The organism is Amycolatopsis vastitatis (assembly GCF_002234595.1).
In the GTDB taxonomy this organism is placed as follows: Bacteria; Actinomycetota; Actinomycetes; order Mycobacteriales; family Pseudonocardiaceae; genus Amycolatopsis; species Amycolatopsis vastitatis.
Window position 1 is genome coordinate 189,319 of the sequence record NZ_NMUL01000042.1, and the last position, 25,915, is coordinate 215,233.

The window sequence follows — 25,915 nt, forward strand, 5'->3', positions numbered from 1 at the left end:
ACGGCCCCGTACTGGTGATCGTTCGTTACAGCGGGTGCACCGGCCCGTTGTTCGTGTAACCCCGCACGTTCGACGGCGCGCCGGCCGCCGGGGGCTGCACGAACCCGTTGAGGTGCAGGGCGACCGAGCGGATCGAGCCGACGTCGCCGCCGGCCGCGTCCACCACGCCGAACGTCCACGTGCCGTCGACGGCCGCACCGGCGAGGTTGCCGGTCAGGGCCTGCGTCGGCCGCCACGTACCGGTGAACGGCGCGTTGGCCGACGTCACCGTGCTGAACGCCGCCGCCGCGTTGTCGGCGAAGACGACCTGGCACAGGTTCTTGCCGGAACCGCCGTTGCGCTGGAACACCGTCGCCTTCGCCCCGGAGGGCGCGGTCAGCGTGCCGACCAGGTCACCGACGTAGGTGTGGTCCAGACCCACGGTGGTCGAGGCGGTGTCGGTGCTGCAGGTGGTGCCGTCCACGGAGAACGACACCTTGGACGCGCGGCCGACCCCGCTGACCGGGATGGTCACCGACGCCCCGACCGGGCTGTTGTCCGGGATCGCCACCGGCGCGCCGGTGTAGGCGAAGTCCTTCGTCACCGGCGACGGGGTGCCGACCGGCAGCGAGAACGTCGACGTCGTCGGCGAGTGCGCGCCGGCGAACGTCACGCGGGCGTTCAGCACCACCGGCACGCCGAGCTGCTGGCTCGCCGGGACGGTGATGGTGAAGTCGTTGACGCCGGTCTGTCCCGGGCTGATGGTGCCGTAGGACTTGGCCCGCGGCATGATGGTGACACCCGGGGTCGGGCTGGTGAGCACGACGCTGGTGGACACTGCGGTGCCGTCGCCGTCGTTGGTCACCGGCAGCGTCACCTTGGCGGTGTCGCCCGGGTCGAGCGCCGGGCCGCCGTCGGCCGGGGTGACCGTCGGCTGCTTGGCGACGGCCAGCGGCTGCGGGCTGGCGCCGGTGTAGGCGAGCACCTTGTCCGCGAGGATGACGCCGGCGCCGGTGAAGTTGTCCGGACCGGGCTTCTCGATGTCGACCGCGGTGTTGATCAGCGCTTCGCGCACCTCCGAGGACGGCAGGCCGGGGTTGCCGGACAGCACGAGCGCGGCGATCGCGGCGGCGTGCGGCGCGGCGGCCGACGTGCCGAAGAACGGGTTGAACCCGCTCACGCTGGTCTGCACGCCGTCGGCGGCGGTGATCTCCGGCTTGTTCCGGACCTCGCCGCCGGTCGAAGACACGTTGCCCGGGGTGATGGGCGTGCCGTCGGCTTCGTAGAACACGCGGCGCGGGCCGTCGGAGGTGAACCGCTCGGCCTTGGTGGCCCCGCTGAACGAGCCCGGGTACGGGCCGGCCGGGTTGGCCGGGTCACCGGGTTCCAGGGCCCGGCCGAACGCCTTGGCCGCCGGGGCGGCCGCGACGCTGAAGGCGTTGCGCGCGGCCGAATGGCCGACCGTCACGCCCGGCGTGTTGTACGCCTTGAGACCGTCCGCCGAGTCGGAGAACCGGCCGCGCAGCGCGGACAGCGACAGGTAGCGGTTCTGGCCGGAGAACTTCACGACGGCCAGGCGCAGCCCGGTGCCGCCGAAGGCCGGCGTCCGCAGGATCTCGAACGGGTCCTGCGTGCCGTCCTGGACGTTCTGGCCGAAGCTGACCACGGCACCCGTGGAGTCGAGCAGGTAGAGGTCGTAGTCGTTCGCCGACGCGCCGATCGGGTCGGACCAGTGCAGCGTCACGGGGACGCCGGCCGACGACGCGTCCGAGATCGGCTCGTAGATCTGGTTGCCCGCCGCACCGGCGAAGTTGTGCGCGGTCCCGGCGAACTTGCCGACCGACTTGCCGGAGTCGACGAAGTCGCCTTCCCAGTGCGCGGCGGTGCCGCTGGCGACGTTGCCTTCGTTGCCCGCGGACGAGAAGTACAGCGCGCCGTCCGCGGTCACGTCGTTCACGGCCTGGGCGATGATCCAGTCCTGGAACGGGGATTCCTTGAAGTAGATGACGTCGTCGACGATGACGTCGCAGTGCGACTCGAAGCGCAGCTTGCGGATGTTGTCCGCGAAGCTGGCGTCCGAATTGAACGCCGACGCGAAGCCGAGCGCGGCGCGGGGCGCGAGGTCGTGGATGATCTCGAGCATCGCCGTGCCCTCGTCGCCGTCGCCCTCCTGGCCGGCGATGACGTCGACGTTCGGCGGGAGCTCGCCCTTGGCCTGCGAGGCCGCCAGGGAGTCGACGCCGTCGGACAGCGCGCACGCCTTGACCCCGACGCCGGTGACGCCGAACTGCTGGCGCGCGATGTCGGCGTTGTGCGCGCGGTCGCCTTCGCTGACCAGTGGCGCGGCCGCGGCGGCACTGCGCTGTGCCTTGGCGCCGAGGGCCTTCTGCAGCTCGCCGGCGATGCGGGCGCCCTTCTGCTGCTTGGTTTCCCCGGACTTGCCGGGCGTCGACGGCGTGGCCAGCTCGCGCGCGGTCATCGCCTGGTCGGCCTGCTCGACGCGCTTGACGTCGCCGCGGGCGGCGATCTCGCTGACCTTGTCCACCGGGATCTCGGCTCGGACGCTGGCGTAGCGGTCGGACACCGCGCGGATGCCCGCACCGGCCTTGGTGAGCCCGGCGATGAGGTCGGGCGAGACCTTGCTCGCCCGGATGTCGACCACGACGGTGCCGGTGGCGCTCACCCCGGATTGGAGCGCGTTCAGCTGCTTCCCCAGCCCCTTTTCGGCGACCAGCAGCTTACTGTCTATTTTGGACTCAGTGGCGGTGCGGGCCGCCTTGACCGCCTGCAGGGCGGCGATCTGCTGTTGCGCGGTTTCGGTGAACGCGTCCGGTCCGGACGCGGTGGCGGCCCCCGCGACGGGCGGGGACACCAGGCCGAGAGCGGCGAGGAGTGCCGCGGCCCCGGCAGTGAGCACAGTGGATCTCGATCTGTTGGAACGGGTACGGCGCACGGGCGCCCTCCGATTCTCCAGGCGCGTGCCCCGACTCACGCTGACCGACGCCGGTGATCACCGGCTGGCACCAGCTAAGTACCGTTAGTTCTCCGTAAACATCAGCCGTTCGAGTGACAAAGGACGGATAATTTCCCGAAGGGGCCAGAGGTTGTAGGCCGTTCAGCTCAGCGGCGTTCCGATCACCGGACAGTGACGAGACAACCGGGATCGGGCGTGCAAAGGACGTCCCCCGAAGCGAAACCCGTTACCGGGTCGGTCAGAGCACAAAGGAGTCGGACCACGGCTGCGCGGCCCGTCCGGACAACGCGTCCAGCAGCGTCACGGCCTGTTTGTCGGTCAGCGAAGCCACGAAGTCCACCACCGCCCGCCCGCGGGCGAGGCCACGCACCGCGTCCGCCCCGGTCACCGGCTCACCCGTCGCCCCGACCAGCAGCTCCGGCGCCGACCGCGCCAGCTCGGTGTACTCGGCGCGGGCCAGCTCGACGAGGTCGTGCAGGCGGCGCGGCAGGCGGGACACCTCGTCGCGGTCGAGCAGCCACGCGTCGAGCGCGTCGACCAGGCTCGTCACGAGCCCGGCCTGGCCGCGCTGGTGCAGCGCGAGGTCCGGGCGCAGCAGCACGAACCGCCGGTGCACGAACTTGAGCACCTGCACCTCGTGCCACTGGGCGGGGCGCAGCGAGACGTGACCGCTGCGGGTGGAAGGCGAAGCGACCACGTACACGCCGTCGACCAGCCGGGCGGTCCAGTTCGCGGAGAACGCGGCCGTCGCCTGCTCCGCCTCGATCGAGCCGTCGAACTCCCCGGCGAGCAGGCCGTCGACCAGCTCCGCGTGCACCCGCGCGACGGCGGCGGCGAACGCGTCGTCGTCGACGATCCACGCGTCCTTGGCGTGCAGGCGACGGCGGAGGCGTTCCAGCGAACGGCCCGGGCGGCGCAGGCCCGCGTACAGCGTTTCGTCGTCCAGCGCGGCCAATTCGCGCGCGTGCTCCAGCCACTCCCCCAGCTCGGCCGCGACCGGCGCGTGCTGCAGGACGCCGATGCGGTGAAAGTCCTGCAGGTCGTGGATGGCGTAGGCGATGTCGTCGGCAGTGTCCATCACGGACGCTTCGACGGTCTGCTGCCAGCCTTCGACGCGGCCGGCGAAGGCCGCGCGAGCCTGCTCGAAGTCGTCGAGTTCGGTGGCGTAGGCGGAGAACTTGGCCGCGCCGGTGCCGGGCACCTCACCCGGTTCGGCGGCGCCGCGCGGCGGCACGGCCATCTCCGACGGGTGCGGCGACGGGTGGTGCAGCCGCAGCCAGGGGTACTTGAGGACCGCGGCCCGCACGGCGGCGGTGAGGTCGAGCCCGATCGCCGACGGCCCGCGCACGTCGGTCGTGGTGAGGATGCGGAACGTCTGCGCGTTGCCCTCGAAGCCGTCGGCGAGGCCGAAGCGGTGCCGGGCGATGCGGTCGAGCGTCTGCTCCCCGAGGTGCCCGAACGGCGGGTGCCCGAGATCGTGGGCGAGCGCGGCGGCCTCGGCGACGTCCGGGTCGCAGCCGCCCAGCTTGGCGGCGATGTCGGCGTCGTCCCCGCCGGCAACGCGTTCGGCGATGGCGCGGGCGACCTGCGCGACCTTCAGGCTGTGCGTGAGCCGGTTGTGCAGCAGCCCGGCACCGCCGGCGCTGACCACCTGCGTCACCCCGCCCAGGCGCGCGAAGAAGGGGGACGCGGCGATCCGGTCACGGTCGATCCGGAACGGGCTGGTCGCCAGGTCGGTGAACCCGCCGACGTTCGCCACGGGGTCGCGCCGGGCCACCCGCGGGTCGGTGTGCTCGCTGCCCTGATCCATGCGCCCGACCTTATCCGCCGGTTCCCCCGAACGGCGGCCGAGCCCACCACCGGGTCAGGACTCGGGTGGGGTCGTGTACGCCTGCAAGGTGCGGTCGGCCGCCGCCCGGGCCTTGGCCGGGTCCGCGCCCGCGGCGACGTCGGCTTCGTACCAGGCCTCGTTCGATGCCGTCATGAACCGGATGCCCTCCGGTGACATCATCCAGGCCATCGCCGCCTCCGGGTCGACCGTCGTGCCCGGCGCGGCCAGGTGCAGGACCAGGCCGACCAGCGCGCCGTCCCAGCCGATGCCGACCGCGCCCGGGCCGAACTCGTCCCAGTGGTCGTCGACGTGGGCGACGTGCTCCAGCTCGAACCGCGTGCCGTCGCCCTCGGGCGTCAGGCGGACCTCGATCCAGCTGACGCCGCCTTGCATCTCCCACGTCGCGGCGAAGCTCTTCGGCGGGTCGCAACGCTCGACCGTGCCGCCCGCGTTGCCCTCCAGCTGGTACTTCCCCCCGACGCGAAGCTCGCCGGACACCGGCAGGAACCAGCGCGGGATGCGCTCGGGGTTCGTGCAGGCGTCCCACAGGTCGTCGACGTCGGTGTCGTAGACCTGGCTGATCGTCAGGACGCGGGCCTCCTTCCCCTCGATCACCCGGTCGCCGAGGGTCCGGCGGACGGCGCTGATCTGGTGGCTGACGTCGATCACGGGTTTTCTCCTTCGGTGAGGCGGCGCGCACGCTTGCCGCGCGCGATCTCGGTGGCCAGCGCGTCCAGCGGCGGGGTCCAGTACCGGCGGAACCGGTCGAGCCAGACGTCGACGTCCCGCAGCGGCGCGTGCCCGACCGCGTACAGCCGCCGCGTCCCGTCCTGGCGGACGACGGCGAAGCCGCTCTCCCGCAACACCTTCAGGTGCTGGGACACCGCGGGCTGCGAGATGCCGAACTCGGCCCGGATCACCTCGGTCACCGCGCCGGCGGCCCGTTCGCCGTCGGCCAGCAGCTCGAGGATCCGGCGGCGGACCGGGTCGCCGAGGACGTCGAACGCGTGCACCCGGTCAAATTACAAGCAGCCACTTATATAAGTCAAGGGTGAACTAGTGGCGACCGTCACGGGGGTGTTGGGCCGATGCGGGGAACGGCGGTGAACATCAGTCGACATCCGTTCCGCTGAGCCGCCGGACCCGCGACGATCGGGCTCGTGAAGTCGCCACGCGCGGTCCGCTTCGCCTTCCAGCCGCTGTACAGCCTCCACACGGGAGGCGTCGTGGCCCACGAAGCGCTGGCCAGGCCCGAGCAGGGCACGGTCCCCGAACTGCTCGCGCACGCACGCCGCGAGGGCCGGCTCGCCGCGGTCGACCTCGGGCTCGCGGCCGCCGCCGTCCGGCAGGACGCCGAAGACCCGACGGCACTCCCCCTGCACCTCAACCTCTCCGCGCGCACCCTCGCCGCACCGCCGTCGATGTTCGACGACCTCCTGGCGGAGCTCGGCGACGCCGGCCGCCGCACCCGCGACGTCGTCCTCGAGATCGGCCCGCCCTTCGCGGCGCTGCCCGGTGAGCGCGCGGTCGCCGGGATGCGGGCGCTCACCGAGCTCGGCTTCCGGCTGGCGCTCGACGGCCTCGGCCGCGGCGACCTGCCGCTGGGCCTGCTCGTCGAGGCGCCGGTCGACCTGGTGAAGCTCGACCGCACGGTGTTGCGCGGGCTGCCGGACGACCAGGCCGCGGCCGCCGTCGTCGAAGCGCTGCTGCACTACACGAACCGCACCGGCACCCGGCTCGTCGCGACCGGCGTGGAGACCGACACCCAGCTCGACGCCGTCCACGGCCTCGGCGTCCGGATCGCGCAGGGGAACCTCCTCGCCGCGCCCACCGCCGCCGGTCCCGCGCCGGCCCTGCTCGCGCGGCCTCGCGCCGCCGTCGCGCCAGGCCCGGCGAAGTGCGTCGGCGACTTCCTCCGCCCGGCCACGACGCTGCCGGAAACCGCGACCTGCGACGAAGTCCGCGAAGTGCTCGCGGCGGCCGACGCGCCTTCGGGCGTCGTCGGGGTGGACGAGCTGAACCGGCCGCGCTGGTCGGTCGACCGGACCCGGTTCCTGGTCGCCGTCACCGGCCCGTACGGGCACGCGCTGCACGCCAGGCGCCCGGCCGCGCGGCTCGCCGACACCCCGCACACGATCGAGGCCCGCGCCGGCGCGATGGAGTTCCTCGAGCTGGTCACCGACGCCGACTGGGGCCGCACCGGCGACGACGTCGTCGTGGTCGACGAGGTCGGCCGCTGCCTCGGCGTGGTGCTGGTGACCGAGGTGGTGCGCGGTGTCGCCGAGGCGAAGGTCGAGGCCGCGGCGGCGCTGAACCCGCTCACGCGGCTGCCGGGCAGCGACACCGTGGCCCGCGACGTCGCCCGCCGGATCACCATCGGCGAGCCGTTCGTGGCGGCGTGGCTGGACATCGACGCGTTCAAGGCGGTCAACGACACCGCCGGCTTCGCCGCGGGCGACAACCTGATCCGCGAGCTGGGCGCGGCCCTCACCGGCCTGGCCGGCGGACTGCGCCGGATGCGGGTCGGCCACGTCGGCGGCGACGACTTCCTGGTGGTCTGCGACGTCGACGAGATCGCGACGGTGGCGGGCGCCCTGCTGGACCGCCGCTGGTCGGCCGACGGCCTGCCGGTGACGGTGTCGCTGGCGACGCTCGTCTGCGCGAGCGGTGCGATCGGGTCGTACCAGGAGGTTTCGCGGCTGCTGGCGCCGTTGAAGAAGCGCGCGAAGACGGTGCCCGGGTCGAGCTGGGTGCTCGGCCGCCCGGGCTCGGACCGCGTGGAAGTGTTGCGCGGCATCGGCTCGCGGGGACTGCAGGCCGCGGCGGGCTAGCTTGTCGTGAGTGTTCAGGCGGGTTCTAACGCGCCTGAACACTCACGACCCCCAGTCGAGGGTGAGCTGGGCGCCGATCGCCGCGGCCGCCCACGCCACGTACTGCTCGTGCTCCCAGCCGCACACCTGCGTCAGGTGGTCGTAGGCCTCGTGCGAGGTGATCAAGCCGATCGCGTCCGCCAAAGCGCCGACGCGGGCACCTGAAGGAGCCAGCCCCGCCGTCCGGAGCCGCTCGACGATCTCCGCGCGGCGGACCAGGGCCAGCTCCGCGCGGACCGCCGCCACCGCCGGGTCGGCCGCCGCCGCCGTCGTGAACGCGCGCCAGATCGGCAACGACCCGCGCACCCCCGCGGCCACCCGCGACACCACCGCCGGCAGGTCCGCCGGCCCGGGCGGGCCCGCCAGCGCGTCCAGGTTCGCCGCGTCCGGGTCGCCCGCGAAGCCGTCCCGGAACGCGGCGAGCAGCAGTTCCGGCTTGCGGCCCGTCTGCGTCACCGTCTCCAGGCTCACCCCGGCCGCGGCGGCGATCTGCCGCATGCTCGTGCCCGCGTAGCCGCGCTCGGCGAACAGCCGCCCCGCCGTCGCGATCACGTGTGCCCGGGTGCGCCGGGCGCGGGCTTCCCGCACCGGCGAGTCGTAGCGCCGCCGCTCACTCGAAGAATCCGGTATCGTCATCAATTGGATAGTACAGCGTATCGGTCAATCAAGGGGGAACCATGGCCTCGGTACTCGTCTGCGTGCACCCGGCGCGCGGTCACGTCGGGCCGACCAAGCCCATCGTCGAGGCGCTGATCGCCGCCGGGCACGAGGTCGCCGTCGTCACCGGGGCGCGCTACCGGGAGACGTTCGAGAAGCTGGGCGCCACCGTCGAACTCCTGCCTCCAGCGGCCGACTTCGACGAGACCGACCTGGACGGCTCGATCCCCGGACGAGCCGGGAAGCGCGGGCTGCGGCTCGCGCGCTTCGAGCTGACCAACTTCGTCCGCGCGATGCCCCACCAGCTGAGCGTCATCGACGAGCGGGAAGCCGATGTCGTGCTGTGCGATCCGCTGATGATGGCCGGGCTGGCGCTGGTCCGGCGGAAGCGACGGCCGCGCGTGCTCACCCTCGGGTTCCTGCCGTTCATGCCGCCCGTCCCGACCGGCCCGCCCGGCCACCTGCGCGGGATGACCCTCAAAGCGCTCGCGCCGTTGGTGCTCGGGCCCGCGCAGAAACTGGCGAAAGACCTGCTGGGCGAGGATCCCGGCATGCTGTTCACGGACTGGCCGTTGCGCAGCGACGGCGTGCTGCAGATGACCTGCCCGGGCTTCGAGTACCCGCGCCCCGAAGCTCCGCTGCACTTCATCGGGCCGACGACGGTCAGCGCGGCGAGCGAGCACCCGCTGCCGCCGTGGTGGGCGGACCTGGACGGCTCGCGGCCGGTGGTGCACGTGACCCAGGGGACGGTGGCGAACGACGACCTCGGCCGGCTCGTCGAACCCGCGATCGCCGGGCTGGCCGGCGAAGACGTGCTGGTCGTCGTGACGACGTGCGGCACTCCGCTGCGGCCCGGCCCGCTGCCGGCGAACGTCCGGGTGGCGGACTTCCTGCCCTACGACGAGCTGCTCCCCCGCTGCGCCGCGATGGTCACCAACGGCGGGTACGGCGGGGTCAACCACGCTCTCCGGTACGGGGTGCCGCTTGTCGTCGTCGGAGCCAGTGAGGACAAGCGCGAGGTGGCCGCCCGGGTCACGTGGTCCGGCGCCGGGATCGGCCGCGCCCGCGCCACGGCCTCGCCGCGGATGCTGCGACGCGCGGTCCGTGCCGTCCTGGACGACCCGCGCTACCCCGACCGCGCGCGGGACCTGGCCGCCGAGATCGCCGCTGGGCCGTCGATGGACGAGGTGGTCAAGCTGATCACGGGAGGTCGTGAGTGAGAAACAGGGTTAGAACACTGTTTCTCACTCACGAGCGGTGTGCTGCCAGGTAGGCCGCGAAGCGCTCGTCGACCTCCTCGGGCGTCAGTCCGAAGTCGGCGAGGCTGTAGCGGTGCACCGGTTTCCGCTCGCCGGTCCGGCTCGCCTCGTGGACCGCCGTCATCGCCGCGCGCGCCTCGCCGGTGAACGTCAGTCCGAAGTGGTCGTACACAGTGGACACGGTGCCGATCGGGTCAGCCACGAAGTCCTCGTACCGCACGTCGAAGAACTGCGCCGGGTTGTGCCGCGCGCGGGCCCAGCCGAACTCGTCGGCCCCGCGGGCCCACAGCTCGAGCTGCGAGCGGCCGATCACCTCGCCGCGGAACTTCGTCGACCAGCCGTCCGCGGCCTTCTCGGCCAGGCTGCACATCGACGCCATGATCGTGCGCGGGGCCCGGTGCGTCTGGATCACCAGCGCGTCCGGGTAGTTCGCCATCAGCGCGTCGAGGGCGAAGAGGTGGCTCGGGTTCTTGAGCACCCAGCGCTTGCCCGCGTCCGGCAGCCCGATCAGCTGGAGGTTGCGCTTGTGCCGGGCGTAGGCGTCGGTCCAGTCCTGCTTCGCCAGCCAGCGCGAGTAGCGCGGCAGGTGCGCGAGGCACTCGAAGGACACCGATCGCATCGACTGGCGCAGCAGCTGCCAGCACTCCTCGACCTGGTCCGCGGACATGTGGTGGACGCCCATGAACTCCGGGTGCTCGACGTGGTGGCGTTCGTAGCCGGCCTGGATGCCCTGGAAGATCGGGTTGTCCGCCCACGTCTCGCGCGGCGGCCTCGGCTGCGGGACCTCGGCGAGCCACACCTCGAGCCCCTGGTGCGCGGGGTCCTCGGCGAGCAGCCGGTGCAGCGCGGTCGTGCCGGTGCGAGGCAGGCCGGTGACGAAGATCGGCCGCTCGACACGGACGTCCGCGTACGCCGGGTTCTGCTTCCACGACGCTTCGCTGAGCAACCGTGCCACGAGCGCGCCGCGCAGGAACGCCCGGTGCACCTTGTTGCCGAACGGCGTGAGGTCCTCGTCGGCCTCGTACGACTCCAGCAGCACGCGCAGGCCTTCGACGTACTCGTCGTCGCCGAAGTCGTCGAGCCCGGTCAGCCTGGACGCCGAGGCGTGCAGGTCCTCGACGGTGCCGACGTCTTCCCGGCCGGGGAGCATGGATCCTCCTAGTGGTGGTACTCGCCGCCGTTGACGTCGAGGCACTGCCCGGTGATCGCGCGCGCCATCGGCGAGGCGAGGAACACCACGGCGTCGGCGATCTCGTCGGGTTCCGGCAGCTTGCGCAGGTCTATTGTGGACGCTGTCTCCGCGTAGACCTCTTCCGGCGTGATGCCGCGTTCTTTGGCCAGGTAAGCGAAGTACCACTGGAGGTTCGGCCCCCAGATGTACCCCGGTGCCACGGTGTTGACGCGCACGCCGTCCGGCCCCAGCTCGCTCGCGAGGCTCTGGGAGAGCGACAGCAGCGCCGACTTCGCCATCTTGTACGCGCCGAACGTGCGCCGCGAGTGCCGCAGCACCGCGGAGTTGATCATCACCAGCGAGCCCTTGCTCTCCTTGAGCGCGGGCAGGAACAGCCGCGTCAGCCGGAGCACGGAGATCGCCGCGGTCTCGAAACCGGCACGGACGGCGTCGAAGTCCACAGTGGCCAGATCGGTCAGCGGTGGCACGGCGAAGGCGTTGTGCACCACGGTGTCGACCCGCCCGAAGGCCTCGAGCGCCGCGGTGACCAGGTGCTCGGACGAGTCCGCGTCGTCGATGTCGGTGCGGATCGCGACCGCCCGGCGGCCGAGGTCGGTGACCTCCTTCGCGACCTCGGTGAGCCGCGACTCGGTGCGCGCGGCGAGCACGACGTCCGCCCCGGCCAGCGCGCTGCGCACGGCGATCGACCGGCCGAGCCCCGGGCCGATGCCCGAGACCACGACGACCTTGTCCCGCAACAGATCCGACACGCTCACCCCAGCATCCGGGCGGCGACGGCGTCCTGCCGGGCCGCGATCCTCGCCGCCCATTGCTCCGGCGTCACCTTCGCGTCGGAGTAGTAAGGCAGCCGGTCGGGCAGCTCGTCGACCTTGACCACCTCGACGACGGGGCCGTCGTCCGGGCCGAGGTCGCGGGCGAGCCGCTGCCAGCGGATCTGCACGTACCCGCGGTCGTGGCCGGTGCGTTCCAGCCAGTTCGCGACGCCGGGGTCGCGCTCGCTGATCACGAACCGGATCTTCCCGTCGGGGTCGACGCGGGCCTGGTCGGCGGTGAGGCTCGTCTGATGGTTGATGTAGTCGAGCGAGATGTACCAGAGGCTGCCGAGCTGGATGCCCTGGTACGGCGCGTCCGCGCAGCGCGGCACGGTGACGACCATCGCCTCTTCGTCGCCGAGCTCGTAGTGCCCGGCCGAGGAGAACTGCGTGGTCAGCCCGCCCGGCGTCGACCGCGGCTCGGTCATCGTGTTCACCGGCAGGTCGTCGTAGAACCACTTCGGGAAGGCCAGGAACGTCTTGAGCCTGCTCAGCAGGATCTTGCCGGTGACGCCGTAGCGCTTGGTCAGCGCCGCGCGGTCCGGCACCGGCGGCGCCTGCCCGGCCGTGTCCACGCACTGGATGCGGATCTCGCCGCGCCGCTCGGTCGCCCAGTCGCTGTAGACTTCGCGGACCACGAGCATCGACGAGCCCTCGCCGAGGACGAAGTAGTTCGGGCCGGGATTTTCGCGAGCCGGGCCGAACCGCAGCTCGAAGCGGCCGTCCTCACCGATTTCGATGGCGCGGTCGTCGAACGCGGCGAGGCTGTCGGGCACCACGACGGGCGAGTAGTCGCCGTTGAGGATCTGGAAGCTCAGGTCGGCGGTGGTGCCGCGGACGCCGGTGACGAGGTATTCGCGGTCGTCGCGGATGTTCGCGTTGAAGTACAGCGTGTCCGGGTTGTCCAGGGCCATCTTCGTGTACGGCCCGGTCGACGCGGTGAAGTAGGGGAAGTCGCGCTGGTAGGCCCAGGCCATCTGCAGCGACGCCCGGATGCTCCCGGCGAGGTAGTCGTAGGCCTCCAGGAGATCCTGCTCGGTCTTGACGTGCGGCGCCCCGGCGAGCAGCTTCTCGGCCTCGACGATGGCGTCGGCGAACGGCCGGGTCAACGAGAACTCGTTCTCGATCATGCCGGGACGGCCCAGCGGTTGGCGATCAGCTTGAAGCCCGGCACGCTGTCGAAGGACATCATCGATTCGTAGGTCCGGACGTACCCGATGTGCGACATCCGCCAGACGCCGTCGCTCTCGCGGCGGTAGGTGTCTTCGTAGAACGCGGCGCCTTCGATGATCACCTTGTGCTCGGGCACGATCACCCGGTCGGTGAACGACCACCGCCCGGTCGCGGCGTCGCCGTCGACGTCGATTTCGGGCTGAGCCGCGTGGTGCACGGTGATGATGCCGTTACCGAGGCTCTGGGTGAGGAATCCGACGATGGCGTCGCGGCCTTCGAACTGCTTCCCGTCCCCGCCCACGGCGTGCGTCCCGTAGTTCGCCGTGGCGTCGGCGGTGAACGTGTCGGCCACCTCGTCCCACAGTTTCAGGTCCACCCCGCGCAGGTACCGGTACTTCAGCCGCTTGATCTCTTCGAGTACGACCAGGTCCATGCACACAGGGTCCCCCACCGCTTGACCGATGACAAGAACATGTTCTACTTTTTTCCGGTGTCCGTGACCTCGTACGAGCTCTCGCACCTGGCCGCGCTCGAAGCGGAGGCCGTGCACGTCTTCCGCGAAGTCGCGGCGACCTTCGAGCGCCCGGTCCTGCTCTTCTCCGGCGGCAAGGACTCGGTGGTGATGCTGCACGCCGCCGCGAAGGCGTTCTGGCCGGCACCGCTGCCGTTCCCCGTGCTGCACGTCGACACCGGCCACAACTTCGACGAGGTGCTGCGCTTCCGCGACGAGACCGTCGCCGCGCTGAACCTGCGCCTCGAGGTCGCGAGCGTGCAGGACGACATCGACGCCGGCCGCGTCGTCGAGGAGACCGGGCCGGGGGCCAGCCGCAACCGGCTGCAGACGGTGACGCTGCTGCGGGCGATCCGCGAAGGCGGCTTCGACGCCGTGTTCGGCGGTGCCCGCCGCGACGAGGAGAAGGCCCGCGCGAAGGAGCGCGTGTTCAGCTTCCGCGACGAGCACGGCCAGTGGAACCCGCGCGCCCAGCGGCCCGAGCTGTGGAACCTCTACAACGGGCGGCACCGGCGCGGCGAGCACATCCGCGTCTTCCCGCTGTCGAACTGGACCGAGCTGGACATCTGGCAGTACATCCGCGACGAGCGGATCGCGCTGCCGCCGCTGTACTACGCGCACCGGCGTTCCGTGGTCCAGCGCGACGGCATGCTGCTGGCGGCGACCCGCTTCCTGTCCCTTGTGGACGGCGAGACGCCCTACGAGGCGACCGTGCGCTTCCGGACAGTCGGCGACGCCACGTGCACCGGCTGCGTCGAGTCCTCGGCCTCGACACCGTCCGAAGTGGTCACCGAGGTGGCCGCCACCCGCGTCACCGAACGCGGGGCGACGCGGGCCGACGACCGGATTTCCGAAGCCGGCATGGAAGACCGCAAGCGAGAGGGCTACTTCTGATGCAGCTGCTGCGGATCGCCACCGCCGGGAGCGTGGACGACGGCAAGTCCACGTTGATCGGCCGGCTGCTGTTCGACTCGAAGGCGATCTTCACCGACCAGCTCGCCGCCGTCGAGCGGGCCAGCCGTGATCGCGGCGAGGACTACCCGGACCTCGCGCTGCTCACCGACGGGCTGCGGGCCGAGCGCGAGCAGGGCATCACCATCGACGTCGCCCACCGCTACTTCGCCACGCCCCGGCGCAAGTTCATCATCGCGGACACGCCGGGGCACCTGCAGTACACCCGGAACATGGTGACCGGCGCGTCCACCGCCGACCTCGCGCTGGTCCTCGTCGACGCGCGCAAGGGCGTGCTGGAGCAGTCGCGGCGGCACGCGTTCCTCGCGTCGCTGCTCGGGATCGGGCACCTCGTGGTGTGCGTGAACAAGATGGACCTCGTCGGCTGGTCACGGGAGCGGTTCGACGAGATCCGCGAGGACTTCCGCCGGTTCGCGATGAAGCTCGACGTCGCCGACCTGACGTTCGTGCCGGTTTCGGCGCTGCACGGCGACAACGTCGTCCACCGCAGCGCCAGCATGCCGTGGTACGAAGGCACTTCGCTGCTCCACCAGCTGGAAGAGGTGCACGTCGCCTCCGATCGCAACCTGATCGACGCCCGGTTCCCGGTGCAGTACGTGATCCGCCGGTCCGACTTCCGCGGCTACGCGGGGACCATCGCCGGCGGGGTGTTCAAGCCGGGTGACGAGGTCGTGGCGCTGCCGTCCGGCTTCACGTCGAAGGTGCGCGCGGTGTGGGGGCCGGGCGGACAGCCCCTGGAAGAGGCGTTCACCGGCCAGGCGGTCGCGGTGGAGCTGGCCGACGACCTCGACCTCGGCCGCGGAGCCATGCTCTGCCGCCCGGGCAACCGCGCCGAGTCGGCCCGCGAGGTCGACGCGCTGGTGTGCTGGTTCTCCGAACGCGCCGCCCTGACGCCGGGCGCGACCTACTCGGTGCGGCACACGACCACCGAGACGCGGGGCACGGTGGACCGCCTCGAATACCGCCTCGACGTGACGACCCTGCACCGCGACGAGACAGCGGAGTCGTTGCGGCTCAACGACATCGGCCGGATCCGCCTGCGCACGCGGGCGCCGCTGCTGTTCGACCCGTACCGCCGCAACCGCGCCACCGGCGGCTTCCTGCTGGTCGACGAGCACACGGGCGACACGGTCGCGGCCGGCATGATCACCGGCGCGGTCGCGTCCCCGGTCGTCTGGCACACTGCGGCGGTGCGTCGTGAAGACCGCCCGACCCGCGGCGCGACGGTGTGGCTCACCGGGCTTTCCGCGTCGGGCAAGTCGTCGGTGGCGGTCGAGCTGGAACGCCGGCTGGTCGCGGCCGGGCGTCCGGCCTACCTCCTCGACGGCGACAACCTGCGCCACGGGCTCAACAAGGGCCTCGGCTTCAGCCCCGAAGACCGCGCGGAGAACGTCCGGCGGGTGGCGGAGGTCGCTCGCCTCTTCGCGGACGCGGGCGTGGTGGCGATCGCGTCGCTGATCAGCCCGTACGAGGCCGACCGGGCCCGGGCCAGGACGGTCCACGAGGGGCTGCCGTTCGTCGAGGTCTTTGTCGACACACCCCTGGAGGTCTGCGAGGCCCGCGACCCGAAGGGCATGTACGCGAAGGCACGCGCCGGGGAGATCACGGGCTTCACCGGCATCGACGCGCCTTACGAGCGCCCGTCGTCGCCCGACCTGGTGCTGCGCCCGGGCGACGGCGACCCGGCCGCGATGGCGGCGGCGATCCAGGCGCTGCTCGACGACCTCGGCTGAAATTCTCTTGCCCGCACCTCTAGGGTGGACTGCATGACGTCGGTCAGGCAGGTCCAGGTCACCTTCGACTGCGCGGAACCCGAGCGCGTCGCCCGGTTCTGGTGCGAGGTGCTGGGGTACGAGCTGCACAGCACGGGGGTCGTCTGCAGCGACCCCACCGGTGTGGGCCCGCGTCTGTACTTCCAGCGCGTTCCGGAAGGCAAGGTCGCCAAGAACCGGGTGCACCTCGACGTGCGCGTGGCCACCGGGCTCGTCGGCGAGGAGCGCCTCGCCGCTCTCGAGGCCGAGTGCGCACGCCTGGTCCCGCTCGGTGCGGTCCGCGGGCAGCTCCTGCTCGCCGACGAGGACAACGAATCGTGCCTCAACATGCAGGACGTCGAGGGCAATGAGTTCTGCCTGGACTGACGCCTACTCGGCTTCCAGGACGAAGAACAGGAAGCTCGGGAAGGTGTCGAGGATTTCGAAGTCGCCGGGGAACAGGTCCCGGGCGGCCGGGGTGGGGTGCGGTTCGCTGATCACGGCGATCCGGAAGCCCGCGGCGGTGAAGGCGTCGGTCATCGCGTGCAACGGCTTGTTCCAGAAGGTCATCCGCGCGGCGTGGCCGTGCAGCTCGAATTCGTCGGTCCAGGTGTACTGCTCGAAGTAGTCGGGCCGGGGCCCGTCCTGGCGGTGGGTGAGGTTGACCATCATCGGGTGGTTGACCGAGGCGATGAGCCGGCCACCGGTCTTCAGCACGCGCCGCAGCTCGGCGAGCGTCGGCGCCCAGTCCCGCAGGTAGTGCAGCACCAGGGACGCCGTGACGTCGTCGAACTCCGCGTCGGCGAAGGGCAGCGGGTCGGCGAGGTCGGCGACCCGCAGGTCCGCGTCGGCGCCGAGCCGCTGCCGGGCCAGCGCCAGCATGGCCGTGCTCTGGTCGATCCCGCTCACGACGGCGCCCCGCTCGCGCAGCGCCGCGAACAGCGGGCCCGCGCCACAGCCGGCGTCCAGGATCCGCCGTCCGGCCACGTCACCGGCGAGCGCCAGGGTCGCGGGCCGTTCGTAGTGGGCGTTCATCAGGCTGGTTTCGTTCTCGGCCTGGTACGCCTCGGCGAAGTCGTCGTATGCGGCAACAGAAGTCATGCGGCCCATAGTGCCCGAACTAGCCGGAGGGCGTCACGAAGCCGGAATCGTACGCGCGAACCACCGCCTGGGTCCGGTCGCGCGCCCCGAGTTTCGCCAGCACGTTGCCCACGTGCGTCTTCACCGTCTGGATGCCCAGGTACAGCTCGCCCGCGATCTCCACATTGGACAGTCCACCGGCCATCAGCCGCAGCACTTCGCGCTCGCGCTCGGTGAGCCCGGCACCGGCCAGCCCGTCGCCGGTGGGCGACGGCGCGTGCCGTGCGGCCAGCCGGCGGATCGCCGCCGGGAACAGCAGCGACTCCCCCGCCACCACGGTCCGGATCGCCGCCACGATCTCCTCCGGCCGGGCCCGCTTGAGCAGGAACCCGCTGGCTCCCGCGACGAGCGCGTCGTAGACGTAGTCGTCGTTCTCGAAAGTGGTCACCACGATGACCTTCGGCGGTATGTCCACAGTGGACATGAGATGCGCGGTGGCCCGGATCCCGTCCACCGCGGGCATCCGCACGTCCATCAGCACGACGTCCGGGCGCAGCCGGGCCACCAGCCCGGGCACCTCGGCGCCGTCGGCGGCCTCCCCGACCACCGAAAGGCCCTCTTCGCTGTCGACGATCGCCCGCAGCCCGGCGCGGATCAGCGGCTCGTCGTCGGCCAGCAGCACCCGCACGCTCATCGCCCGCTCCCCCACGGCACCCGCACCACGACCTCCCACCGCTCGTCCACCCGGCCGGCCGTGAGCTCGCCGCCGAGCACCGCCACCCGCTCGGTCATCCCGCGCAGGCCGCGGCCGCCGCCGGCCCGGCCCTCGCCGTTCCCCATCGGGTTGACCACCCGCGCGAGCAGTTCGTGCGCCGAGACGGCGACGACCACCGTCACCGGGACCCTACCGGCGTGGCGGACCACGTTCGTCAGGCATTCCTGCAGGATCCGGTACACCTCGCGGGACACGACCGGCGGCACGGCGGCCAGGTCGCCGCGGATCTCGGAGGTGACGTCGGTGCCGGTCGTTTTCAGCAAGGTCTCCAGCTCGGCCAGCGCCGGCTGCGGTGCCCGGCCCGCCGCTTCCTCCCGCAGCAGCCCGAGCACGTGGTCCAGGTCGTCGAGCGCCGTGCGGGCGGCCTCCTCGATGGCGCCCAGCGCCCGTTCGGTGAAAGCGGGGTCGGTGCGCAACGTCCGCCGCGCGGCGCCCGCCTGGACGGTGACGACGCTCAGCGCGTGCCCGACCGAGTCGTGCAGCTCCCTGGCCAGCCGGTTGCGTTCGGCGAGCTGCTCGGTCCGCCGTTCCAGCCGGGCGATCCGGTCGGCGGCGGTCATCCCGAGCAGGCCGGCCGCCACCCGGCGCAGCAGGCCGCCGACCGCCCAGACGGCGTAGACCAGCAGCACCACGGCGAACGCGAAGACCACCGGGAGCCACACCGACGCCCAGCCCTTCGGCACGGTGATGTCGTGCCCCTCGCTGGCCCGCATGAGGGACCCGGTGAACACGGCGCTGACCGACACGCCGATCGCGATCGGGGCGGCGAGGCTGAAGAAGCTGACACCGAGCCCGGCGACGACGTGCAGCACGAACATCGTCGCGGCGCGCAGCCGTCCCCGGCGGGTGTGCGGCTTCGCGGGCGCGTCCGGCACCGGGTCGTCCAGCAGCTCGCGGATCGCGGTGGACTCCAGCACGTGCACGGCGGGCAGGAACGCGGTCCCGGCCAGCACGGCCAGGGTGAGGAGGCCGCCGACGACGACGGCCCGCTCCACCGTGGTGACGAACGGCAGCACCGACGGCACGGCGACCACGGCGAACAGCAGGTAGGGCACGCTGATCGCGCCGCCGAGGACGAGGTAGACCCAGCGGCGGTAGGTGGCCTTGCTCGTCAGGGGCCGCAGTACGCGCACCGGCCGATCTTCGCAGCCCGGCGCGCCGGGCGCCTCCCTCTCGCGGTGGAGCGCCCCGGCCGACCCGAGCGCCCCAATGTGGCGTTGGTTGCGTTCAACGCACCGAACGCCACATTGGGTGCGCTGGACGCACCGAACGCCACATTGGGGCGCTTTGGACCGGGGCTAGAAAGCGGCGGTGCGGATCTCCGCCGTCCGGGCCGCGGCGAAACCGTTCACCCACAAGGACTGCACCTTCGCCGCTTCCGCCGCGGACGGTTTCGCGTTCTTGCACGCCGTGCCGGGGCCGTGGCCGGACATCAGCTCGGTGCACGGCCCGCTGTAGTGGTCGGGCAGGCCGAGGTTGTGGCCCAGCTCGTGCGCGGCGATCCGGGTCGGGTCGTAGCCCTCGGCGACCTGGCTGGTGTCCAGGTAGATCTGGCCGCGCCCGTGCCCATTGGTGTTCGTGTAGGACCCGCCGCTGTGCACCTCGTGGAACACGATGGTGGCTCCCGTGCTCCGCTTGACCAGCTTCACGTCGGTGACCGCGGCGTTCCAGTTGGCCGCGCCCTGGTCGATCTGGGCCAGGTAGTCCGGCGCGCCCGAGGAGCTGTAGTAGAGCGTCGTGACAGCCGCCGCCGAAGCGGCCGGGGCGGTGGCGAGACCCAGGCCCAGCGGGGCGGCGACGGCCGTGGCCAACGCCACGACCCGGCCGATCACGCGTCCGTTCATCGTGTCTCCTTCGTCCGGTTCAGCGAGCACTTCACGGTGGTTCGAGCGATCAGGTTAGAAGGCAACCTCCGGTGCGGCCACGGCCGAAAGTAGTTTCGGGGGTCCGGTGGCGGAGTCCCTTCCCTCGCAGGGGGGAGCCCGCTCCCGCCGCCGCGTGAGCCGCCCGCCCCGGCCGCCGTGGTCTGCTCTCCGGCGGCGAAAGGGAACCGATGGACATCTTGCTGGGCCTGCTGACCCTCCCCCTGTACGTGCTCGTGCTGTGGCCGCTCGTCGTGGCGTCCCGGCGGGTGCTCGGCGTCCGGATCGGCACCTTCCGCGCCCTGTGCGCCGCCGGGTTCGGCTGGCTCGTCGCGACCGCGATCGGCCGGTCCTTCCCGATTTCCTTGGCGCACAACGGCCCCGCCGCGCTCGGCCTGCTGGTCCCGTTGGCGGGCAGCGCTTTCCTCGCGACGCTGATCTTCCTCTTCCTCGCCGAGATGGCCCTGCCCCGCGGCTTCGGGCTCGGCCGGCTGCGGGGCAGGCTCTCCCGCGCCCGCCGGTATTCGCAGATCAGCCGGATCGCGATCAAGCACGGCCTCGGCCGCTACCTGGCCGGGCGCCGCGAACCCGGCCTCGCGCCCGGACGGCACGCCAAGCTCGCGCGGTCCCTGCGGCGGGCGCTGGAAGAGGGCGGCGTGACGTTCGTGAAGCTCGGTCAGCTGCTTTCGACCCGCGCCGACCTGCTGCCCCCGGCGTTCGTCGACGAACTCGGCCGGCTGCAGGACCGGGTCGCCCCCGCGCCCGCCGAAGCCGTCCGGGCCCTGCTGGCCGCCGAGCTCGGGGGCTCGCCCGACGACGTCTTCGCGGAGTTCGACCCCGAACCGCTCGCCACCGCCTCGGTCGCGCAGGTCTACCGGGCCAAGCTGCGCGGCGGCGAGGACGTCGTGGTCAAGGTCCAGCGGCCCGGGGTGCGGGAGCAGGCCGAGCGCGACATCGCCATCGTCCGGCGCGTCGCCGCCGCACTGGAGGAACGCGCGGACTGGGCGCGGTCGCTCGGCGTCGCCGAACTGGCCGACGGGTTCGCCGAGGCACTGACCGAGGAGCTCGACTTCACCACCGAAGCCCGCAACATCGCCGCCGTGGCCGCCGGTTCCGGCCCGGACGTCGTGCTCCCGATGGTCCACAAAGGACTTTCCACCGATCGCGTGCTGGTCATGTCCCGGCTGGCCGGAACACCCCTGGCCACGGCGAAGGACACGCTCGAGGCGCCCGAGCGGTACCGGCTCGCCCGCTCGCTCCTGCGGTGCCTGCTCGACCAGGTGATGATCGGCGGCGTCTTCCACGCCGACCCGCACCCGGGCAACCTCATGCTCCTGGACGGCGGCCGTCTGGGGCTGCTCGACTTCGGTTCGGTCGGTCGGCTCGACGCGGGGCTGCGCGGCGGCCTGCAGAACCTCGTGCTCGCCCTGGACCGCGGCGACCCGGCGAGCCTGCGCGACGGGCTGCTCGAAATCGTCGACCGCACGGAGGACGTGGACGAGCAGCGCCTCGAACGCGCGCTCGGCGCGCTGGTCGCCCGGCACTTCGGTCCCGGCCGCACGCCCGGCCTCGCGCTGTTCACCGGCCTGTTCCGGGTGGTCGCGGACTTCCGGCTGAGCGTGCCGCCGCCGGTCGCGGCGGTGTTCCGCGCCCTGGCCACGGTCGAGGGCACGCTCGCCGCCCTCGCTCCCGGCTTCGACGTCGTCGCCGAGTCCCGTGCGTTCGCCGTCGAGCAGGTCGGCGCCCGGCTGCGCCCGGGCTCGCTGCACCGCACCGCGGTCAACGAGCTGACGGCGTTGTTGCCGGTGCTGCGCCGCATCCCCCGCCGCGTCGACCGGATCGGGGCCGCCCTCGAGGAGGGCAGACTGTCGGTCAACGTCCGGCTGTTCTCCGACGAGCGCGACCGCGACGTCGTCACCGGCCTGGTCCACGAGGTCCTGCTGGCGTTCGTCGGCGCGGCGACCGGGCTGATGGCCGTGTTCCTGCTGACCGGCTCGGGTGGGCCCCGCCTCGCGGCGGAACTCACCCTCCACCACGTCTTCGGCTACAACCTGCTGGTGATCAGCGCGCTGGTGGGACTGCGGCTGCTGTTCGTCGTCTTCCGCCGTTCCGGGCGGCGCTCAGTCAGGAACGGGGTGCGTACATGATCACCGAGACGCCGGCCAGGCAGAGGAACGCGCCGATGACGTCGTAGCGGTCGGGACGGTAGCCGTCCGCGATCACGCCCCACGCCAGCGACCCCGCGACGAACACCCCGCCGTACGCGGCGAGGATGCGGCCGAAGTGGGCGTCCGGCTGGAGCGTCGCGACGAAGCCGTACAGGCCGAGCGCGATCACGCCCCCGCCGATCCAGAGCAGGCCCCGGTTTTCGCGCACCCCTTGCCAGACCAGCCAGGCCCCGCCGATCTCGAGGACGGCCGCAGCCAGGAACAGCACGATCGAGCGCAAGACCACTCCGCGATACTAGGCCGGTGCCGTTCACGCTGAGTCATCCGGCCGCCGTGCTCCCGCTGGCGAAACGCCCGCTGGTGCCGTCGGCGCTCGTCGCCGGTTCCATCGCGCCGGATCTGTTCTGGTTCACTCCCGCGCCGGAAGGGCTGAACCTCTCGGAGACCCACGAGTTCACGGCGGTCCTCTGGCTCGACCCGCTCCTCGCGCTGGCCTTGCTCGCCGTCTTCCAGCTCCTGCTGAAGCGGCCGCTCCTGGCCCTGGCACCGAAACCGCTGGCCGAACGGCTTCCCCGGCACTTCTCCCGGAAGCGGCCGTGGTGGATCGCGCTGTCGCTGGTCATCGGCGCGGCCACGCACGTCGGCTGGGACGCCTTCACCCACGAAAGCGGCGGGCCGGCGTTCCTGCGGGTCCCGATCGTCACGGGCGTCGACGTCGGACGGCTGATCCAGCTGGTCAGCACCCTCGCCGGGGCCGCCGTGCTCGGCTGGTGGCTGTGGCGCTGGTACCGCACCGCGCCCGTCGCGCCGGCGCCGCCGGGTGTCCGCCACCGGAAGACGGTGATCGCGGCGCTCCTCACCGGCGCCCTCGCGGGCATCCTGATCGAGGTGCTGCCGTTCCTGACCGACCACACTCCGATGACGCCCGCGGGCGTGGTCGGAAACGCGACCTACCTCCTGGCCACCGGCGCCTGCAGCGGCTTCGCCGTCGCGCTCGGCCTGTACGCGCTGGCTTGGCACGTGCGGTACAGGTCGTTATACGCAAAGAAGGCCGCTCCGGAGAGCGGCCTTCCTGCGGACGAAATCAGACGGTGAAGCCGAGGGCGCGCAGCTGTTCGCGGCCGTCCTCGGTGATCTTCTCCGGGCCCCACGGCGGCATCCAGACCCAGTTGATCCGGAAGTCCTTGACCAGGCCGCCGGACGTCAGCGCGGCCGACGTCTGGTCCTCGATGACGTCGGTCAGCGGGCAGGCCGCGGACGTGAGCGTCATGTCGATGGTCGCCGTGTTGTCCGGCTCGACGCGGATGTCGTAGACCAGGCCGAGGTCGACGACGTTGATGCCGAGCTCCGGGTCGACGACGTCGCGCATGGCCTCTTCGACGTCCTCGAGCTTGGCGAGGTCGATGTCTTGCTTCGCGGTGGTTTCCGCGTCGAGGTCGGCGGCGGTGCGTCCCTCACGAGTGGCGGTCTCTTCGGTCATGCTTTCCCATCTCCACTGGTGGTCCGGGCGACGGCGTCCTTGAAAGCCATCCAGCCGAGGAGGGCGCACTTGACGCGGGCGGGGTACTTGGCGACGCCCGCGAAGGCGATCCCGTCCTCCAGCACGTCCTCGTCCGGCTCGACCTTTCCCTTGCCCTGCATCAGTTCCACGAAGGCGTCCATGGTGGTGAACGCCTCCTCGACCGTGTGCCCGACGACCAGGTCCGTCAGGACCGACGTCGAGGCCTGGCTGATCGAGCAGCCCTGGCCGTCGTAGGAGACGTCGGCGACCTTCCCGTCGTCGAGCTTGACCCGCAGCGTCACCTCGTCGCCGCAGGTCGGGTTGACCTGGAACGACTCGGCGTCGAACTCCTCGCGCAGGCCGCGCCCGTGCGGGTTCTTGTAGTGGTCCAGGATGATCTCCTGGTACATGCTCTCCAGGTTCACTGCGCCACCCCGAAGAACTTCTGCGCCTCGCGGACGCCCGCCACCAGGGCGTCCACTTCGGACAGATCGTTGTACAGGTAGAACGACGCGCGCACGGTCGCCTGCGCGTGGCAGGCCCGGTGCAGCGGCCACGCGCAGTGGTGGCCGACGCGGACGGCGATGCCGAGGCTGTCGAGCACCTGGCCGGCGTCGTGCGGGTGCACGCCGTCGATCACGAACGACACGGTCGCGCCGCGGTCCTTCAGGTCGGTCGGGCCGATGATCCGGACACCCGGGATCGCGCCGATGCCCTCGATGGCCGCCGCGGCGAGCTCGTGCTCGTGCGCCGCGATGCGGTCCATGCCGATGGCCGAGAGGTAGTCGACGGCCGCGCCGAGGCCGATGGCCTGCGACGTCATCGGCACGCCGGCCTCGAACCGCTGCGGTGGCGGCGCGAAGGTCGAGCCCTCCATGCGGACCATCTCGATCATCGAGCCGCCGGTCAGGAACGGCGGCATCGCTTGGAGCAGTTCGGTGCGGCCGTAGAGGACGCCGATGCCGGACGGGCCGAGCATCTTGTGCCCGGAGAACGCGGCGAAGTCGACACCCAGCTCGTGGAAGTCGACCGCGAAGTGCGGAACGGACTGGCAGGCGTCGAGCACGGTGAACGCGCCGACCGCCTTCGCCTTCTCGACCAGCAGCTCGACCGGGTTGACCGTGCCGAGCACGTTCGACTGGTGCGCGAACGCGACCACCTTGGCGCGCGGCGTGATCAGTTCGTCCACATCGGACAGGTCGAGACGGCCGTCTTCGGTGACCTTGAACCACTTCAGCGTCGCCCCGGTGCGCTGGCACAGCTGCTGCCACGGCACGAGGTTCGCGTGGTGCTCCATCTCGGTGACGACGATCTCGTCACCCGGGCCGACGACGAAGCGCGCGGCTTCCGGACCGGCCGTGGCCGCGTTGCCGAACGAGTAGGCGACCAGGTTGATGCCCTCGGTGGCGTTCTTGGTGAACACCAGCTCCTCGGCGTCGGCGCCGACGAACTCGGCGATCTTCGCCCGGGCCGACTCGTAGGCGTCAGTGGCCTCTTCGGACAGCTGGTGCGCACCGCGGTGGACGGCGGCGTTCGACGTCACGACGTAGTCGCGTTCGGCGTCGAGCACCGCGGTCGGCCGTTGCGAAGTCGCCCCGGAGTCCAGGTACACCAAGGGTTTCCCGTCGCGGACGGTGCGCGACAGGATGGGGAAGTCGGCCCTCAGGGCCGCCACGTCCAGTGGCACAGAGCTGGCCGAGGTGGTGGTCATCGGGCCGACTCCTCTCGTCTCGGTGTAATAGAACGTGTCAGAGCGCGGCGGGCTCGGGCTTGCCGACGTACTTGACGTAGCCGTTCTCCTCCAGCTCGTCCGCCAGCTCCTTGCCGCCCGACTCGACGATCTTGCCGTCGGCGAAGACGTGCACGAAGTCCGGCGTGATGTACCGCAGGATCCGGGTGTAGTGCGTGATCAGCATGACGCCGACGTCGCTCGAAGCCTTGTACGCGTTCACGCCCTCAGAGACGACGCGCAGCGCGTCGACGTCGAGACCGGAGTCGGTCTCGTCGAGGATGGCGAACTTCGGCTTGAGCAGCGCGAGCTGGAGGATCTCGTGGCGCTTCTTCTCGCCGCCGGAGAAGCCCTCGTTGACCGAGCGCTCGGCGAACTCCTGCGAGATCTCGAGCTTGCCCATCTCCTCCTTGACCTCCTTGACCCAGTGGCGCAGCTTGGGGGCCTCGCCACGGACCGCGGTGGCCGCGGTGCGGAGGAAGTTGGACATGGACACGCCCGGCACCTCGACCGGGTACTGCATGGCCAGGAAGAGACCGGCCCGGGCGCGCTCGTCGACGCTCATCTCGAGGACGTTCTCGCCGTCGAGCAGCACCTCGCCGGAGGTCACCTCGTACTTGGGGTGGCCGGCGATCGCGTAGGACAGCGTGGACTTGCCCGAGCCGTTCGGGCCCATGATCGCGTGCGTCTCCCCCGACTTGATCGTCAGGTTGACGCCCTTGAGAATCTCCTTGGCGCCCTCGTCGGTCGTGACCGAGGCGTGGAGGTCCTTGATTTCCAGGGTAGCCATTCTTCGTTTCCTAAGTCTGTGGTGGACGG

25 protein-coding genes are annotated in these 25,915 nt (G+C 71.6%); 7 read left to right on the forward strand and 18 right to left on the reverse strand.

Features of this window, described 5'->3' with window-relative positions; translation table 11 throughout:
• Nucleotides 1-25 precede the first annotated feature (25 nt).
• The 4 genes from CF165_RS36025 to CF165_RS36040 form a co-directional block, all read right to left on the reverse strand.
• A complete protein-coding gene (locus CF165_RS36025) occupies nucleotides 26-2,896 on the reverse strand; it encodes a S8 family serine peptidase (protein WP_093952052.1) in 2,871 nt (956 codons plus the stop codon).
• 295 nt (nucleotides 2,897-3,191) lie between these two features.
• Entirely contained in the window at nucleotides 3,192-4,763 is a 1,572-nt protein-coding gene (locus CF165_RS36030; protein WP_093952053.1) for a deoxyguanosinetriphosphate triphosphohydrolase family protein, read from the reverse strand.
• Between the two features lie 54 nt (nucleotides 4,764-4,817).
• Nucleotides 4,818-5,453 carry an SRPBCC family protein gene (locus CF165_RS36035; protein ID WP_093952054.1) on the reverse strand — a complete coding sequence of 212 codons (636 nt, stop codon included), beginning with the start codon at nucleotides 5,451-5,453 and terminating at the stop codon, nucleotides 4,818-4,820.
• A complete protein-coding gene (locus tag CF165_RS36040; RefSeq protein WP_093952055.1) occupies nucleotides 5,450-5,797 on the reverse strand; it encodes an ArsR/SmtB family transcription factor in 348 nt (115 codons plus the stop codon). Before CF165_RS36040 ends, CF165_RS36035 begins: the two co-directional genes overlap by 4 nt.
• Before the next feature lie 147 nt (nucleotides 5,798-5,944).
• Here CF165_RS36040 and CF165_RS36045 point away from each other — a divergent pair, with 147 nt between their 5' ends.
• Nucleotides 5,945-7,615, forward strand: a complete 1,671-nt coding sequence (locus tag CF165_RS36045) for a GGDEF domain-containing protein (protein WP_093952056.1) — start codon at nucleotides 5,945-5,947, stop codon at nucleotides 7,613-7,615.
• A gap of 42 nt (nucleotides 7,616-7,657) precedes the next feature.
• On the opposite strand, the gene CF165_RS36050 is transcribed toward CF165_RS36045, so the two are convergent.
• Nucleotides 7,658-8,290, reverse strand: a complete 633-nt coding sequence (locus CF165_RS36050; RefSeq protein WP_093952057.1) for a TetR/AcrR family transcriptional regulator — start codon at nucleotides 8,288-8,290, stop codon at nucleotides 7,658-7,660.
• 41 nt (nucleotides 8,291-8,331) lie between these two features.
• On the opposite strand from CF165_RS36050, the gene CF165_RS36055 reads away from it, so the two are divergent.
• Complete coding sequence (locus CF165_RS36055) at nucleotides 8,332-9,531, forward strand: glycosyltransferase (RefSeq protein WP_093952058.1); 1,200 nt, start codon at nucleotides 8,332-8,334, stop codon at nucleotides 9,529-9,531.
• Between the two features lie 28 nt (nucleotides 9,532-9,559).
• On the opposite strand, the gene CF165_RS36060 is transcribed toward CF165_RS36055, so the two are convergent.
• From CF165_RS36060 to CF165_RS36075, 4 genes are read right to left on the reverse strand one after another with little or no spacing between them, the layout of a single operon-like run.
• Nucleotides 9,560-10,720 carry a sulfotransferase family protein gene (locus CF165_RS36060; protein WP_093952059.1) on the reverse strand — a complete coding sequence of 387 codons (1,161 nt, stop codon included), beginning with the start codon at nucleotides 10,718-10,720 and terminating at the stop codon, nucleotides 9,560-9,562.
• A gap of 8 nt (nucleotides 10,721-10,728) precedes the next feature.
• Entirely contained in the window at nucleotides 10,729-11,511 is a 783-nt protein-coding gene (locus tag CF165_RS36065; protein WP_439098534.1) for an SDR family oxidoreductase, read from the reverse strand.
• A gap of 2 nt (nucleotides 11,512-11,513) precedes the next feature.
• Complete coding sequence (locus tag CF165_RS36070) at nucleotides 11,514-12,704, reverse strand: hypothetical protein (protein ID WP_093952061.1); 1,191 nt, start codon at nucleotides 12,702-12,704, stop codon at nucleotides 11,514-11,516.
• Entirely contained in the window at nucleotides 12,701-13,180 is a 480-nt protein-coding gene (locus CF165_RS36075) for a nuclear transport factor 2 family protein (RefSeq protein WP_167441662.1), read from the reverse strand. Before CF165_RS36075 ends, CF165_RS36070 begins: the two co-directional genes overlap by 4 nt.
• 39 nt (nucleotides 13,181-13,219) lie before the next feature.
• Between CF165_RS36075 and cysD the strand changes: the two genes are divergently transcribed.
• Genes cysD through CF165_RS36090 form a run of 3 tightly spaced genes read left to right on the forward strand, consistent with a single transcriptional unit; the run spans nucleotide 13,220 to nucleotide 16,368 of the window.
• Complete coding sequence (cysD, locus tag CF165_RS36080; protein WP_167441663.1) at nucleotides 13,220-14,152, forward strand: sulfate adenylyltransferase subunit CysD; 933 nt, start codon at nucleotides 13,220-13,222, stop codon at nucleotides 14,150-14,152.
• Nucleotides 14,152-15,963, forward strand: coding sequence for an adenylyl-sulfate kinase (gene cysC / locus CF165_RS36085; protein WP_093952064.1), 1,812 nt, complete (start codon nucleotides 14,152-14,154; stop codon nucleotides 15,961-15,963). The genes cysD and cysC overlap by 1 nt, the downstream gene beginning before the upstream one ends.
• A 33-nt stretch (nucleotides 15,964-15,996) precedes the next feature.
• Entirely contained in the window at nucleotides 15,997-16,368 is a 372-nt protein-coding gene (locus CF165_RS36090; protein WP_093952065.1) for a VOC family protein, read from the forward strand.
• Between the two features lie 3 nt (nucleotides 16,369-16,371).
• Here the strand turns inward: CF165_RS36090 and CF165_RS36095 are convergent, their stop codons facing one another.
• The 4 genes from CF165_RS36095 to CF165_RS36110 all read right to left on the reverse strand — a co-directional run bounded on the left by CF165_RS36095 (nucleotide 16,372) and on the right by CF165_RS36110 (nucleotide 19,680).
• Nucleotides 16,372-17,082 carry a class I SAM-dependent methyltransferase gene (locus CF165_RS36095; RefSeq protein WP_093952106.1) on the reverse strand — a complete coding sequence of 237 codons (711 nt, stop codon included), beginning with the start codon at nucleotides 17,080-17,082 and terminating at the stop codon, nucleotides 16,372-16,374.
• A gap of 19 nt (nucleotides 17,083-17,101) precedes the next feature.
• The gene (locus CF165_RS36100; protein ID WP_093952107.1) at nucleotides 17,102-17,755 is read right to left on the reverse strand and encodes a response regulator; all 654 of its coding nucleotides are present in this window, start codon (nucleotides 17,753-17,755) and stop codon (nucleotides 17,102-17,104) included.
• On the reverse strand, nucleotides 17,752-18,969 hold the full coding sequence (locus tag CF165_RS36105; RefSeq protein WP_093952066.1) for a sensor histidine kinase: 1,218 nt from the start codon (nucleotides 18,967-18,969) through the stop codon (nucleotides 17,752-17,754). Before CF165_RS36105 ends, CF165_RS36100 begins: the two co-directional genes overlap by 4 nt.
• A 165-nt stretch (nucleotides 18,970-19,134) precedes the next feature.
• Nucleotides 19,135-19,680 carry a snapalysin family zinc-dependent metalloprotease gene (locus CF165_RS36110; RefSeq protein ID WP_093952067.1) on the reverse strand — a complete coding sequence of 182 codons (546 nt, stop codon included), beginning with the start codon at nucleotides 19,678-19,680 and terminating at the stop codon, nucleotides 19,135-19,137.
• 209 nt (nucleotides 19,681-19,889) lie between these two features.
• Here CF165_RS36110 and CF165_RS36115 point away from each other — a divergent pair, with 209 nt between their 5' ends.
• The gene (locus CF165_RS36115) at nucleotides 19,890-21,845 is read left to right on the forward strand and encodes an ABC1 kinase family protein (protein ID WP_093952068.1); all 1,956 of its coding nucleotides are present in this window, start codon (nucleotides 19,890-19,892) and stop codon (nucleotides 21,843-21,845) included.
• Here the strand turns inward: CF165_RS36115 and CF165_RS36120 are convergent.
• Nucleotides 21,823-22,152, reverse strand: a complete 330-nt coding sequence (locus CF165_RS36120) for a YnfA family protein (protein WP_093952069.1) — start codon at nucleotides 22,150-22,152, stop codon at nucleotides 21,823-21,825. The genes CF165_RS36115 and CF165_RS36120 overlap by 23 nt on opposite strands.
• 17 nt (nucleotides 22,153-22,169) lie before the next feature.
• Here CF165_RS36120 and CF165_RS36125 point away from each other — a divergent pair, with 17 nt between their 5' ends.
• Nucleotides 22,170-22,961: a DUF4184 family protein gene (locus tag CF165_RS36125; RefSeq protein WP_167441664.1), complete on the forward strand. Its 792-nt coding sequence runs from the start codon at nucleotides 22,170-22,172 to the stop codon at nucleotides 22,959-22,961.
• On the opposite strand, the gene CF165_RS36130 is transcribed toward CF165_RS36125, so the two are convergent.
• The 4 genes from CF165_RS36130 to sufC are packed head-to-tail and all read right to left on the reverse strand — an operon-like array spanning nucleotide 22,951 to nucleotide 25,886.
• On the reverse strand, nucleotides 22,951-23,346 hold the full coding sequence (locus tag CF165_RS36130; protein WP_093952070.1) for a metal-sulfur cluster assembly factor: 396 nt from the start codon (nucleotides 23,344-23,346) through the stop codon (nucleotides 22,951-22,953). The genes CF165_RS36125 and CF165_RS36130 overlap by 11 nt on opposite strands.
• On the reverse strand, nucleotides 23,343-23,792 hold the full coding sequence (sufU, locus tag CF165_RS36135; protein ID WP_093952071.1) for a Fe-S cluster assembly sulfur transfer protein SufU: 450 nt from the start codon (nucleotides 23,790-23,792) through the stop codon (nucleotides 23,343-23,345). The genes CF165_RS36130 and sufU overlap by 4 nt, the downstream gene beginning before the upstream one ends.
• Nucleotides 23,789-25,078 (reverse strand): cysteine desulfurase, encoded by a 1,290-nt coding sequence (locus tag CF165_RS36140; protein WP_093952072.1) that lies wholly within the window; start codon nucleotides 25,076-25,078, stop codon nucleotides 23,789-23,791. Before CF165_RS36140 ends, sufU begins: the two co-directional genes overlap by 4 nt.
• 37 nt (nucleotides 25,079-25,115) lie before the next feature.
• A complete protein-coding gene (sufC, locus tag CF165_RS36145; protein ID WP_093952073.1) occupies nucleotides 25,116-25,886 on the reverse strand; it encodes a Fe-S cluster assembly ATPase SufC in 771 nt (256 codons plus the stop codon).
• Nucleotides 25,887-25,915 lie beyond the last annotated feature (29 nt).